Source organism: Palleronia pelagia (assembly GCF_900110115.1).
Lineage (GTDB): Bacteria > Pseudomonadota > Alphaproteobacteria > Rhodobacterales > Rhodobacteraceae > Palleronia > Palleronia pelagia.
In genome coordinates this window covers 478,429-491,150 of sequence record NZ_FOCM01000002.1, presented here as the reverse complement: position 1 = coordinate 491,150, position 12,722 = coordinate 478,429, and the positions used below count along the sequence as shown (strand labels likewise).

The window sequence follows — 12,722 nt, the reverse complement described above, 5'->3', positions numbered from 1 at the left end:
AATGAGCGACGGAATCAAACGCAAGTACTTCACGCCCGCGGGCGGCCACCTGGGACAGGAGAAGAAGGTCATCGACCGGTCGGTGTTCACCACCGCCTATGCCGTCATCCCCCACGGCGTCCTGCAGGACATCACCACGTCGCGGCTGCCGTTCTGGCGCGACACGCAGCTCTGGGTGATCGCGCGCCCGATGACCGGCTTTTCCGAGACCTTCTCGCATTACCTCATGCGGGTCTCGCCGGGCGGCGGCTCCGATCGCCCCGAGGATGAGCCGCAGGCCGAGGCGGTGCTGTTCTTCACCTCGGGCACCGGGCGGCTGACCATCGAGGGGCAAAGCCACACCATGCGCGAAGGCTCGTATGTCTACATCGCGCCGGGGACCAGGTGGTCGCTCTTCGCGGGCGATCGCGAGGCGTTGCGCTTTCACTGGATCCGCAAGCTCTATCAGCCGGTCGAGGGGCTCGATCAGCCGGAAAGCTTCGTCACCCACGAGGATCGCGTGAAACCGCTGGCCATGCCCAAGACCGACGGCCACTGGAGCACGACGCGCTTTGCCGATCCCGATGACCTGCGCCACGACATGCACGTGAACATCGTCAGCTTCGACCCGGGCGCGATGATCCCCTTCATGGAAACCCACGTGATGGAGCACGGGCTTTACGTCCTGGAGGGCAAGGCCGTCTACCGCCTGAACGAGGACTGGATCGAGGTCGAGGCCGGCGATTATCTCTGGCTGCGCGCCTTCTGCCCGCAGGCCTGCTATGCCCAGGGGCCGGGCATGTTCCGCTACCTGCTCTACAAGGACGTGAACCGCCACGCCGAGCTGCGGCTGCTCTCGGGTGCACAGAGGTAGGGGGCGGGAGGCGACGCAGCCCTCGCGGGACGATTGGACCACGATCTTTGCGTTGGCGAGTGCTTCGGCATCGTCTGGATCCCGTTCAGGCACCGCCTGTTGAATGAGACCTCACCGCTCGCTGCTCCGCACGCCAACGGCGCGTCACATCCTCGCTTCATCTTTCCTAAAATACCTTATCCAACGTCATCCGAGGGCGCGAAGCCGGCATGGCGCGCCCCGCACCTAGCCCGCCACGATGCGCACCGGCTGGGCCAGCGGGTGCTCTTCCAGGTTCGCGCCGGATCCGATGCGGTCAACCACGGCAAAAAGCCCCGGCGCGTGCAGCGGCGTCAGAACCCCGTGCCAGGTGCCGCGCAGCAGGTTGATGGCTTGTCCCGGCGCGGTGAGAAAGGCATGGACCGTGCCGGGGCGGTCGCCCGCATCCTCGGCGACGATCACCAGGAACGGCTGGTGCGACATCGGGATGAAGGCCTGCGAGCCCTCTGGATGCCGTTCGAGCAGGTCGAGCTTGTAGGGCAAGCTGCGCGGCTCGGCGTTGAACAGGCTGATCCCCGCGCGGCCGTCGCCGAAATCCAGCCGGGCGCGGTCGTGGTAGCGCCCGCAAAGCCCCTGGTTGATGATCTTGTCGGGGTCGCCCGCGCAGTCCAGCACGTCGCCGAACGGGGCGAAGGCCGCGGCGGTGAGGGCGCGCGCGATCACCTCGGTCATGGCCGGCGCCCCGCGGCGGCGATGGCGGACATCATGTCAGCGCCTCGCGCAGCCGCAGCTCGGCGATGCGTTCCACCTGGCGGCAGGCCTCGGCGAATTCGGTCGCGGTGTCGTTCTCGACCCGCCGTTCGAAGGCGGCGAGGATGCCCGCCTTGTCGTGGTCGCGCACGGCGATGATGAACGGGAAACCGTGCTTGGCGGTGTAGGAGTCGTTCAGGGCGGTGAAGCGCGCCCGCTCGGCATCCGTCAGCGCGTCGAGCCCTGCGCTGGCCTGCTCGGACGTGCTGTCGGCGGTCAGGCGTTTCGCCGCGGCCAGCTTCCCGGCGAGGTCGGGGTGGGCGCGCAGAACGCCCAGCCGTTCGTCGTGCGACGCGGCGCGGAACGCCCGGGCCAGCGCGCTGGCCAGCCCCGCCGGGCTGTCGTGGGCGGCCCCGAGCTCCAGCCGCCAGGCGCGCCGGGCGACCCAGTCCGAATGCTCGAAGATGCCGCCGAAGGCCGCGACGAAATCTCCCTCGGACATCAGGCTGGGCCGCTTCCGCGCCGTGTGCGGATGCGTCTTCGCCCAGTGTTCGGCGATCTGCTGGCGCGTGGCGAACCAGACCCTGTCATGGGCCTGCGCGTGCTCCAGGAACCGCTTCAGGGCCATGACCCGCCCCGGTCGCCCGATCAGGCGGCAATGCAGGCCCACCGACATCATCTTCGGCGCGCCGGATTCGCCCTCGGCGTAAAGACAGTCGAAGCTGTCGCGCAGGTAGGCTTCGAACTGGTCGCCGGAATTGAACCCTTGCGGCGTCGCGAAGCGCATGTCGTTGGCGTCGAGCGTGTAGGGCACCACCAGCTGGGCGCGCCCGTCGACCTCGACCCAGTAGGGCAGGTCGTCGGCATAGCTGTCGGCCACGTAATCGAACGACCCGGTGCGCGCGGCAAGCTCCACGGTCTGCATGGAACAGCGCCCGGTGTACCAGCCGCGCGGGGGGCTGCCCGTCACCTCGGTGTGCAGGCGGATCGCCTCGGCCATCTCGGCGGCCTCGGCCTCGGGCGTGTAGTCCTTGTACTCGATCCATTTCAGGCCGTGGCTGGCGATCTCCCAGCCCGCGTCCTTCATGGCGGCCACCTGTTCGGGACTGCGGGCCAGCGCCGACGCGACACCGTAGACGGTGATCGGCAGATCTTCCATCAAGCGATGCAGCCGCCAGAACCCGGCGCGCGCGCCGTACTCATAGATCGACTCCATGTTCCAGTGCCGCTGCCCCGGCCAGGCCGCGGCGCCCACGATCTCGGACAGGAACGCCTCGGACGCGGCGTCGCCGTGCAGGATGTTGTTCTCGCCGCCTTCCTCGTAGTTCAGCACGATCTGGACCGCGATCTTCGCGCCTCCGGGCCATTGGGGGTCCGGCGGATTGGGCCCGTGGCCGCGCATGTCGCGGGGATATCTTGTCATGGTGGCGTTCGTCCCTTGTGCCCGGCCGGTCCCCCCCTAAACAGGTGGGGCGTTTCCACTGCAGGAGAGACAGATGCCGGGCTATTTGACAACACACGTGCTGGACACGGCGAAGGGTCGCCCGGCGGCGGGCCTGGAAATCGTGCTGTATCGCCTCGAAAACGGCGCGCGCGCGGAAATCGGTCGCAAGGTCACGAATGAAGACGGGCGCACTGACGGGCCGATCCTGCCCGAGGCCGACTTCGCCACCGGGACGTACGAGCTGGTGTTCCGCGCGGGCGGCTACCTCGACGATACCGGGTTCCTGGGCGACGTGCCGGTGCGGTTCACCATGTCCGAGGCCGCGCACTACCACGTGCCGCTGCTGCTGTCGCCCTACGGCTATTCCACCTACCGGGGCAGCTGAATGATCGACACCCGCACCCAGACCGCCCTGATCGACGCGCTGCGCGAGGCCGCGCGCGACCAGGTCCTGCCGCGTTTCCGCAACCTGGGCGCGGGCGAGGTCGACACCAAGACCGGCCCCGAGGACCTGGTGACCGTGGCCGACCGCGCCGCCGAGGATCAGCTGAACCGAGCGGTGGGGCAGATCCTGCCCGGCGCCCACGTGGTGGGCGAAGAAGCGGTGTCGGACGATGCCGCGATCCTCGACCGCCTGTCGGCGCCGGGGCTCAGCGTCATCATCGATCCGATCGACGGCACCGCGAACTACGCCCATGGCAACGCCAGTTTCGGAATGATTCTCGCCGTGGCGGTGGATGGACGGACCGAGTTCGGCGTCCTGTACGACCCGGTCTGCGACGATTGGGTCGCGGCGCGGCGGGGCGGCGGCGCGTGGTTCCAGCGCGGGGACCAGCGGCGCACGCTGCGTGTCCGCTCCGAGCGGGACATCACCGCGCAGACCGGGTACCTGCCGATCTACAACTTCCCGGCGGACAGGCACCCGAAACTGGCCGCGCTGTGGCCGCAGGTGGGCCGGATGAGCAACCTGCGCTGTTCGTGCCACGAATACCGTATCCTTCTGACCGGACACGCGGATTTCATGGTCGCCGCGCAGTCCAAGCCCTGGGATCACGCCGCCGGGATGCTGGCGCTGGCCGAGGCGGGCGGGGACGGCGGCGCGCTCTCGGGTGCGCCCTACGAGCTGACGGACCCGGGCGCCGTGCTGGTCGCCGGGACCGGCCCCGACACGCGCAAGACCATCGCCCACATGCTGAGCGAGGCGCTGGCGGACAGCTGACGGCTGTCCGCCCCGCCTTAGGCCCGTTTCCGCTGTCGTGACCGGAAGCGGGTTGCGTTCCTGCGCGTCGCGCTGCTAGTTTTGCTATGCAAAATATAATTCTGCATAGTGAAACTAGGGAGGTTCACCAATGTCCAAGATGCTCCGCACCGCTGCGGTTGCCGCCACGCTGGCCGCCACGGCCGGCCTGGCCCAGGCGCAGACCACGCTGTTCTACGGCGAAGCCGGCCCGAATCGCGGCGCCCGCGCCGAGGCCACCAACTGGTTCGCCGAGCAGGTGGCCGAGACCACCGGGGGCGATCTGCAGTTCGACATCCAGTGGGGTGGCGCGCTGTTCAAGGCCGGCGCCGCGCTGAGCGGGATCGCCGATGGCGTGGCCGACGCGGGCACGATCATCGCGGTGTACTTCCCCCAGGAAATGGTCGCCTACGGCATCGCCGACCTGCCCATCAACAACCCCGACGCCTGGGTCGGCATGCGCGCCACGGACGAGCTGATGCGCAGCTCGGACGCCATTCAGCAGAACCTGGCCGACATGAACCTTGTCTATATCGGCACCTACACGACCTCGGCCGTCCACATCGGCTGCAAGGACGCGGCCATCCGCACGGCCGACGACATCGAGGGCCTGAAGGTCCGCGGTGTCGGCGCCTACGGCAAGACCTTCGCCGATTACGGCGCGAACCTTGTCAGCATGTCGATCTACGACGCCTACCAAGGTCTCGATACGGGCCTGATCGACTGCTCGCAGGGCTACAGCTACGCCATTGCCGCGCTGAAGCAGCAGGAGGTCATGGACAGCTATACCCTGCTGAACTGGGGGCAGGTCGGTGCGCTGGGCATCTTCATGAACAAGGACATGTACGACAGCCTGTCCGCCGAGCATCAGGACGCCCTGGCCGAAGCCGGCATGGGCATGGCCGACACGCTGGGCGAGCTGATCAATGCCGACAACGAAGCGGCCGTCGAGACCATGCGCGAAGCGGGGGTCGAGATCATCGAACTGCCCGAGGAAGAGCGTGCCAAGCTGGTCGAGAAGGGCAGCACCTATATCGACGAGTGGGTCGAGCAGGCCAATGCCGCCGGCCTGGATGGCTCGGCGCTGCTGACCGAGTATCGCGGGCTGATCGACAAGTACACGGCCGAGCGCGACGAGCAGGGCTATCCCTGGGAGCGCTGAGGCGTGACATCCGGGGCCCGGCGGTGACGCGGGGCCCCGAACCTGGCCGGGCGCCGGATCACGACCCGATGGCCCCGCGCCGCCACACCCATCTTCAACCTTTCGACCGCACGGAGCGCAGCCCATGCTGACCCGCATCGAAAAGCTGTTCCTGGATCTGGCCGCCATCGCCGTGGTGGGGCTGGGTGCACTCATCACGATCAGCGTCTGCCTGCGGGTGTTCGCCAATTCCGGTATCCCCGATACCGTCGTCATGGTGCGCGAGCTGATGGTGGCCGCCATCGTCCTGCCGCTGGCCGCCGTGGTCACCGCCCGCGCGAATATCGTGGTCGAGGTGCTGACCCAGCACTTCCCGCGCCGCGCGCAGGATTGGCTGGTGGTGTTCGGCTCGATCGTCGGGCTCTTTGCGCTGCTGCCGCTCATGTGGGCGGGCTGGCACGAGCTGGCCGGTAACTGGTCGTCGGGGTCGTTCTTCTTCGGCCAGCTTTCGCTGCCGAAATGGCCGGGCCGGGCTCTGTTCTTCCTGGGAATCGCGGTCTGCTGGGTGCGGCTGGCCATCACCGTTTGGCGCGACATCGCCACCATCCGCGCGGGAGGCCATATCGATGGCGGCCCCGCCCATGTCGAAGACGAGGCCTGATCCATGGACGGAACCCTGATCGGCATCGTCGCCTTCGCCAGCGTCATCGGCCTGCTGGCCATTCGCGTGCCCATCGCCTTCGCGCTGGCGGGTGTCGCGACCGTCGGCACCTTCGTCATTTTCGCGTTCCGCACCGGTGCCTTCGCGCCCGAGCGGGCGTATCGTCCGACCTCGTCGCTGGTCTTCTCGAACTCGTTCGACCTGATCCACAGCTACGATTTGTCGATGATCCCGCTCTTCGTCGCGCTGGGCCACATCGCCTATCGCGCCGAGATCACGACCGCGATCTACCATGCCGCGCGCGTCTGGCTGGCCAAGGTGCCCGGCGGCGTCGCCATGGCCAGCGTCGTGGGCTGCGGCGGCTTCTCGGCCATCACCGGGTCGTCCATCGCCTGCGCCTCGACCATGGGGCGGATCTGTTCGCCCGAAATGCTGTCGATGGGCTACGACAAGCGGCTGGCGACGGCCTCGGTCGCGGCGGGCGGCACGCTGGGCAGCCTGATCCCGCCATCGGTGCTGTTCATCATCTATGGCATTTTCACCGAGACCTCGATCAGCGCGCTGTTCCTCGCCGGTGTCCTGCCGGGGCTGCTGAGCCTGGCGGGCTTCCTCCTGGTCATCTGGATCTGGGTGAAGCAGAAGCCCGGCGATGCGCCCGCCTATACCGGCGAGATCACGGCCTCCGAGCGGCGCAGCGCCGCGATCGCCGCCTGGCCCGCCGTCGCGCTGTTCGTCATCATCGTCGGCGGCATCTACGGCGGGTTCTTCACCGCGACCGAGGCGGCCGCGATCTCGGTCTCGCTGGCCGTCGCGATCGGTTTCATCCAGCGCAAGCTGACGCTGCGGGGGCTGTGGGAGTCGCTGCGCGAGACCTGCATCCAGACGACATCGATCTTCCTGATCGCCGCGGGCGCCAAGATCTTCGTGGCCTTCATCGCGCTGACCGGCGTGGCGCCCGACATCGTGCAGGCGGTGACCGATGCCGAGCTCAGCCCCGTGGTGCTGATGGCGGCCATCGCCGGGATCTACCTGCTGCTGGGCATGTTCCTCGACCCGATCGGGATCATGGTTCTGACCCTGCCGCTGATGATCCCGCTGATCGAGACCTATGGCTTCGACCTGATCTGGTTCGGTGTCGTGGTCATCAAGCTGCTGGAAATCGGCCTGATCACCCCGCCCGTGGGTCTGAACGTCTTCGTCATCTCGTCCGTCGTGGGGCCGTCCGTGCCCATCGACCGGATCTTCTCGGGCATCCTGCGGTTCCTGAGCATAGACGTGATCGTCCTGATCATCATCATGGCAGTGCCGTGGCTGAGCCTGGCCATTCCGGGGAGCATGTGATGACCGACCAATCGCCCCACGCCGATCGCCGTTTCGCCACGACGCTGGCCCGTGGCCTGAGTGTCCTGCGCGCCTTCCGTCCCTCGGATGACGGGCTGAGCAACGCCGAGATCGCCGAACGGACGGGCCTGCCCAAGTCCACCGTGTCGCGGCTGACTTTCACGCTGCAATCGCTGGGCTACCTGACCCACGGCCGGCTGCGCGACCGGTACCGCCCCGGTCCCGCGCTGCTGGCGCTGGGCAACGTGGCGGGCGCATCGATCAGCTTCATCGACATCTGCGCCCCCATCATGCAGCGGCTGGCTGACGAGACGGGCACCCTCGCGCTGCTGGCCATGCGCGACACGAACAAGGTCCTGCTGGCCAAGACGTTCCGCCCCGTCGACCGGTCGTCGATCTGGCTCGAGGTCGGCCACCGCCTGCCGTTCCGGGGCACGTCCTCGGGGCATTGCCTGATCGGTGCCACGTCCGAGGACGCGCTGCCCGAGCTCGTGTCCGAGGTCGATGGCGACCGGGGGCTGGACCTGGCCACCGCGCGCGAGATCCGCGCCGACGCCCGCGACCAGATGTTCGCCCGCGGCTTCGTCATCACCGAACCGGCGCAGTATTTCAGCGGCAACATCCACGCCGTGTCGACCCCGTTTCAGCCGCGCGACATCGGCGGGCCGGTGGTCTTCACCTGCGGCGCGCTGCCCGTGGACCTGCCGGTGGAGCGGATGGAGACTGAGGTGGGCCCGGCGCTGCGGGTCGCGGTGAAGGAACTGGAACAACGACTGGGCATGCCGCCCTCGCCCCTGCCGGGCTGAGCGCGCGGCAACCCACGACCGAACAGGAGGAACCATGAGCACACCCGTCACCTACGACCTGGACGACGAGATCGCGGTCATCACCGTTGACAACCCGCCGGTGAACGCGCTGGGCCATGCCACCCGTGCCGCGCTGAAGGACTGCGTCGACCGGTTCGCCGCCGACGAAACCGCGCGCATCGCCGTCATCTGCGGCGCGGGGCGGCTGTTCCTGGGCGGCGCGGACGTGAGCGAGTTCGGCAAGCCGCCGCAGGACCCGTGGCTGCCCGAGATCTGCACGCTGATCGAGGACTGTCCCAAGCCCGTGGTCGCGTCGATCCACGGCGCGGCGCTGGGCGGCGGGCTCGAAGTCGCGCTGGGCTGCCACTATCGCCTCGCGCTGCCCGGAACGAAGCTGGGCCTGCCCGAGGTTTCGCTGGGCATCCTGCCCGGCGCGGGCGGCACGCAGCGTGCGCCGCGCGTGGTCGGGACCGACGCCGCGCTCGAGATGATCACCTCGGGCAAGCCCGTGACGCCCGAGGCGGCGCGCGAGAGCGGACTGATCGACCGTGTGGGCGAGGGCAAGGGCTCCGAGGCCGCGCGGGCCGAGGGCGTGGCCTATGCCCGCGAGCTGCTGGCCGAAGGCGCCGCGCCGCGCCCCGTCTCGGGCCTGCCGCGTCCGGCCGCGCCCGCCGATGGATGGGACATATGGGAGCAGAACTTGCGTCGCAAGTTCCCGGGCCAGGTGGCGCAGGTGCAGGCGATGAAGGCCGTGAAGGCCGCCACCGAGATGGACCTGCCCGACGGGCTGGCCGAGGAACGGCGCCTGTTCAACGAGCTGATCGACACCCCCCAGCGCGAGGGCCTGATCCACGCCTTCTTCATCGAGCGCAAGGTCGCCCGCGTGCCCGGCCTGAAGGACGCCACCCCGCGTGACGTGCAGGCCATCGGCGTCGTCGGCGGCGGCACCATGGGATCGGGCATCGCCACCGCGGCGCTGCTGGCCGGATTGCCCGTCACGCTGGTCGAGATGAAGCCCGAGGCCGCCGACAAGGCCCGCGCCACGATCGAGTCGAACCTCGCGGGCGCGGTCAAACGCGGCAAGATGAGCGACGCCAAGCGCGACGCGGCGCTTGCGACCCTCACCACCACGACCGATTACGGCGACCTGAAGGACGCCGATGTCATCATCGAAGCCGTGTTCGAGTCGCTGGACGTCAAGAAAGAGGTGTTCACCCAACTCGATGCGGTCGCCAAGCCGGGCGCGGTGCTGGCGACCAACACGTCTTACCTCGACATCAACGAGATCGCGCAGGCCACGTCGCGGCCCGCAGACGTGATCGGCCTGCATTTCTTCAGCCCCGCCCACGTGATGAAACTGCTGGAAGTCGTGGTGGCCGACGCGACCGACACCGACGTGACCGCCACGGCGTTTGCCCTGGGCAAGCGGCTGGGCAAGGTCAGCGTGCGCGCGGGTGTCTGCGACGGGTTCATCGGCAACCGCATGCTCAGCCACTATCGCAGTGCGGCCGACTGGATGATCCTGCACGGGGCATCTCCCTACCAGATCGACCGCGCGCTCGAGCAGTTCGGCTTCGCCATGGGGCCGATGAAGGTCGCCGACCTGGCGGGGCTCGACATCGGTTACATGACGCGCCAGCGGAAGGGCAAACAGCCCGGCGTGGTCTATCCGCAATGGGCCGATGACCTCTACGGAATGGAACGTCTGGGCCGCAAGACCGGGCGGGGCTTCTACATCTACGACGACGAAAGCCCCAAGGGCCGCGAGGACCCCGAGGTTCTGGATCTGATCGCCAAGGAGCGCGCCGCGCAGGGCGTCACGCCGCGTGATTTCACCGGTGACGAGATCGTCGAGCGCTACATGGCCGCGATGGTGAACGAGGGCGCGCGCATCCTGGAAGACGGCATCGCGCTGCGCCCGCTCGACATCGATGTGGTGAAGCTCATGGGCTACGGCTTCCCGCGGTATCGCGGCGGGCCGATGAAATACGCCGATATGACCGGGATCGCCACGATCCGCGACCGGCTTAACGCCTACGAGGATGGCAGCGGCTTCTGGTCGCCCGCCGCCCTGATCGACACCCTGGCCGCCGAGGGCCGCAATTTCGAAAGTATGAACAATGACTGACGCCGTAATCGTCTCCGTCGCGCGCACCCCCATCGGCAAGGCCCACCGGGGCGCGTTCAACATCACCCACGGCGTCGACCTGGCCGGTCACGCGACCCACCACGCCGTCACGCGCGCGGGCATCGATCCCGCGCTGATCGAGGACAGCATCTGGGGTTGCGGCTATCCCCAAGGGGTCACGGGCCGCAACATCGCGCGCCAGGCGGTGATCCGGGCGGGCCTGCCCGTGTCGATCGCGGGCACGACCGTGAACCGCTTTTGCGCGTCGGGCCTTCAGGCCATCGCCATGGGGGGACACATGATCGGGGCCGAGGGCGCCAAGGCCGTCCTGGTCGGCGGGGTCGAGTCGATCTCGGGCGTGCAGCCGCCCCCCGACGAGGCGCCGAACGACTGGATCATGGAGCACAAGCCCGACCTCTACCTGCCGATGATCGACACCGCCGACATCGTGGCCGACCGCTATGGCATCAGCCGCGATGCGCAGGACGAGCTGGGCTACCAGTCCCAGATGCGCACCGCCGCGGCCCAGAAGGCGGGCCGCTTCGACGCCGAGCTGGCGGGCATCAAGACGACGAAGGCCGTGAAGAACAAGGAAACCGGCGAGGTGACCCACGAAGAGGTCATGCTGGAGATGGACGAATGCAACCGCCCCTCCACGACGCTTGAGGCCCTGAAGGGCCTGCAACCCGTGCGCGGCGAGGGGAAATACATCACCGCCGGCAACGCCAGCCAGCTGTCGGACGGCGCTGCCGCGCTGGTCATGATGGATCGCAAGGAGGCCGAGCGCGCGGGGCTCGAGCCGTTGGGCGCCTTCCGCGGCTTCGCCGTCGCGGGGTGCGAGCCGGACGAGATGGGCATCGGGCCGGTCTATGCCGTGCCGCGCCTTCTGGAACGCCAGGGCCTGTCGGTCGACGATATCGACCTGTGGGAGCTGAACGAGGCCTTCGCCTCGCAGCTTCTCTATTGTCGCGACACGCTGGGCATCGACAACGACATCCTGAACGTCAACGGCGGCTCGATCTCGGTCGGCCACCCGTTCGGCATGACCGGCGCACGCATGGCGGGGCACATCCTGCACGAGGGCCGGCGCCGGGGCGCCAAGCTGGGCGTTGTCACCATGTGCATCGGCGGCGGCCAGGGTGCCGCGGGCCTGTTCGAGATTTATTGAGAAAGGAACATCGCGATGGACCTGAGCTACACCGACGAGCAGAACGCCTTCCGCGCCGAGGTGCGGGCGTTCCTGGACGAAAAGCTTCCCGAGCGGCTGTCGGACAAGGTGCGCCTGCGCCACGAGCTGACGAAGGAAGACCACGAGGAATGGCACGCGATCCTGAACGAACGCGGCTGGCTGGCCGGCAACTGGCCGAAGAAATACGGCGGCACCGGCTGGGACGCCGTGCAGCGCCACATCTTCGAGGAAGAGACGACCGCCGCCCACGCCCCCCGGATCGTGCCCTTCGGCATCAACATGCTGGGCCCCGTGCTTCAGCAGTTCGGCAGCGAGGACCAGAAGGACTACTGGCTGCCGCGCATCCTCAACGGCGATGACTGGTGGTGCCAGGGCTATTCCGAGCCGGGCGCCGGATCGGACCTGGCCAGCCTGAAATGCGAGGCCAAGCGCGACGGCGACCACTACGTCGTCAACGGCCAGAAGACGTGGACCACGCTGGGCCAGCACGCCAACATGATCTTCTGCCTCGTGCGGACCTCGAAAGAGGGCAAGCCGCAGGAGGGGATCAGCTTCCTGCTGATCGACATGAACGACCCGGGCGTCGAGGTCCGGCCGATCGTGCTGATCGACGGCGGGGCCGAGGTGAACGAGGTCTGGTTCAAGGACGTGCGCGTGCCGGTCGAGAACCTGGTGGGCGAGGAGAACAAGGGCTGGACCTACGCCAAGTACCTGCTGACCCACGAGCGCACTAATATCGCGGGCGTGGGCTTTGCCAATGCCGCGCTGGAGAACCTCAAGCGCATCGCCCGGCTGGAACACAGCCACGGCCGCCCGCTGATCGAGGATCCGCTTTTCGCCGCGAAGGTGGCCGAGGTCGAGATCGCGCTGATGGCGATGGCCACGACCAACCTGCGCGTGGTCTCGGCCGCCGCCGAGGGACAGGCCCCGGGCGCGGAATCGTCCATGCTCAAGATCAAGGGCACCGTCATCCGGCAGGAGATCAACGCGCTGACGCGCGAGGCCGTGGGCCCCTACGCCATGCCGTTCGTCTCCGAGGCGCTGGAGCCCGGCAGCAATGTCGAACCCGTGGGCCCCGACTACGCGCTGCCGGCCGCGGCGACCTATTTCAACAACCGCAAGCTGTCGATCTACGGCGGCTCGAACGAGGTGCAGAAGACCATCATCTCGAAAGCCATCCTGGAGCTCTGAGC

General features: G+C 68.1%; 12 protein-coding genes. 10 read left to right on the top strand and 2 right to left on the bottom strand.

Annotation, left to right across the window (positions count from 1 at the left end; all coding sequences use genetic code 11):
* The first annotated feature begins 1 nt into the window (after position 1).
* The gene (locus BMX96_RS06610) at positions 2–853 is read left to right on the top strand and encodes a bifunctional allantoicase/(S)-ureidoglycine aminohydrolase (protein WP_175481671.1); all 852 of its coding nucleotides are present in this window, start codon (positions 2–4) and stop codon (positions 851–853) included.
* 225 nt (positions 854–1,078) lie between these two features.
* Here the strand turns inward: BMX96_RS06610 and BMX96_RS06605 are convergent, their stop codons facing one another.
* Both BMX96_RS06605 and puuE read right to left on the bottom strand, forming a co-directional pair.
* Positions 1,079–1,564: an ureidoglycolate lyase gene (locus BMX96_RS06605; RefSeq protein WP_091844779.1), complete on the bottom strand. Its 486-nt coding sequence runs from the start codon at positions 1,562–1,564 to the stop codon at positions 1,079–1,081.
* A gap of 31 nt (positions 1,565–1,595) precedes the next feature.
* A complete protein-coding gene (gene puuE / locus BMX96_RS06600; RefSeq protein ID WP_091844778.1) occupies positions 1,596–3,005 on the bottom strand; it encodes an allantoinase PuuE in 1,410 nt (469 codons plus the stop codon).
* A 73-nt stretch (positions 3,006–3,078) separates the two neighbouring features.
* On the opposite strand from puuE, the gene uraH reads away from it, so the two are divergent.
* From uraH to BMX96_RS06555, 9 genes are all read left to right on the top strand, one after another.
* Entirely contained in the window at positions 3,079–3,411 is a 333-nt protein-coding gene (gene uraH, locus BMX96_RS06595; RefSeq protein ID WP_091844777.1) for a hydroxyisourate hydrolase, read from the top strand.
* Positions 3,412–4,245, top strand: coding sequence for an inositol monophosphatase family protein (locus tag BMX96_RS06590; protein WP_091844776.1), 834 nt, complete (start codon positions 3,412–3,414; stop codon positions 4,243–4,245).
* A gap of 130 nt (positions 4,246–4,375) precedes the next feature.
* Complete coding sequence (locus tag BMX96_RS06585) at positions 4,376–5,425, top strand: C4-dicarboxylate TRAP transporter substrate-binding protein (RefSeq protein WP_091844775.1); 1,050 nt, start codon at positions 4,376–4,378, stop codon at positions 5,423–5,425.
* Positions 5,426–5,549: 124 nt separating this feature from the next.
* Positions 5,550–6,065 carry a TRAP transporter small permease gene (locus tag BMX96_RS06580; protein WP_091844774.1) on the top strand — a complete coding sequence of 172 codons (516 nt, stop codon included), beginning with the start codon at positions 5,550–5,552 and terminating at the stop codon, positions 6,063–6,065.
* A gap of 3 nt (positions 6,066–6,068) precedes the next feature.
* The gene (locus BMX96_RS06575; RefSeq protein ID WP_091844773.1) at positions 6,069–7,406 is read left to right on the top strand and encodes a TRAP transporter large permease; all 1,338 of its coding nucleotides are present in this window, start codon (positions 6,069–6,071) and stop codon (positions 7,404–7,406) included.
* Positions 7,406–8,212 (top strand): IclR family transcriptional regulator, encoded by an 807-nt coding sequence (locus BMX96_RS06570; protein ID WP_091844772.1) that lies wholly within the window; start codon positions 7,406–7,408, stop codon positions 8,210–8,212. Before BMX96_RS06575 ends, BMX96_RS06570 begins: the two co-directional genes overlap by 1 nt.
* A 34-nt stretch (positions 8,213–8,246) precedes the next feature.
* Positions 8,247–10,340 (top strand): 3-hydroxyacyl-CoA dehydrogenase NAD-binding domain-containing protein, encoded by a 2,094-nt coding sequence (locus tag BMX96_RS06565; RefSeq protein WP_091844771.1) that lies wholly within the window; start codon positions 8,247–8,249, stop codon positions 10,338–10,340.
* The gene (locus BMX96_RS06560; protein ID WP_091844770.1) at positions 10,333–11,508 is read left to right on the top strand and encodes an acetyl-CoA C-acyltransferase; all 1,176 of its coding nucleotides are present in this window, start codon (positions 10,333–10,335) and stop codon (positions 11,506–11,508) included. Before BMX96_RS06565 ends, BMX96_RS06560 begins: the two co-directional genes overlap by 8 nt.
* A 15-nt stretch (positions 11,509–11,523) precedes the next feature.
* Positions 11,524–12,720, top strand: coding sequence for an acyl-CoA dehydrogenase family protein (locus BMX96_RS06555; protein WP_073128481.1), 1,197 nt, complete (start codon positions 11,524–11,526; stop codon positions 12,718–12,720).
* Positions 12,721–12,722 lie beyond the last annotated feature (2 nt).

Coding starts and splice junctions, on each gene's coding strand:
- BMX96_RS06575 (WP_091844773.1), top strand. CDS start 6,069: ATGGACGGAACCCTGATCGGCATCGTCGCCTTCGCCAGCGTCATCGGC.
- BMX96_RS06580 (WP_091844774.1), top strand. CDS start 5,550: ATGCTGACCCGCATCGAAAAGCTGTTCCTGGATCTGGCCGCCATCGCC.
- BMX96_RS06610 (WP_175481671.1), top strand. CDS start 2: ATGAGCGACGGAATCAAACGCAAGTACTTCACGCCCGCGGGCGGCCAC.
- BMX96_RS06565 (WP_091844771.1), top strand. CDS start 8,247: ATGAGCACACCCGTCACCTACGACCTGGACGACGAGATCGCGGTCATC.
- puuE (WP_091844778.1), bottom strand. CDS start 3,005: ATGACAAGATATCCCCGCGACATGCGCGGCCACGGGCCCAATCCGCCG.
- BMX96_RS06585 (WP_091844775.1), top strand. CDS start 4,376: ATGTCCAAGATGCTCCGCACCGCTGCGGTTGCCGCCACGCTGGCCGCC.
- BMX96_RS06560 (WP_091844770.1), top strand. CDS start 10,333: ATGACTGACGCCGTAATCGTCTCCGTCGCGCGCACCCCCATCGGCAAG.
- BMX96_RS06605 (WP_091844779.1), bottom strand. CDS start 1,564: ATGACCGAGGTGATCGCGCGCGCCCTCACCGCCGCGGCCTTCGCCCCG.
- BMX96_RS06555 (WP_073128481.1), top strand. CDS start 11,524: ATGGACCTGAGCTACACCGACGAGCAGAACGCCTTCCGCGCCGAGGTG.
- BMX96_RS06570 (WP_091844772.1), top strand. CDS start 7,406: ATGACCGACCAATCGCCCCACGCCGATCGCCGTTTCGCCACGACGCTG.
- BMX96_RS06590 (WP_091844776.1), top strand. CDS start 3,412: ATGATCGACACCCGCACCCAGACCGCCCTGATCGACGCGCTGCGCGAG.
- uraH (WP_091844777.1), top strand. CDS start 3,079: ATGCCGGGCTATTTGACAACACACGTGCTGGACACGGCGAAGGGTCGC.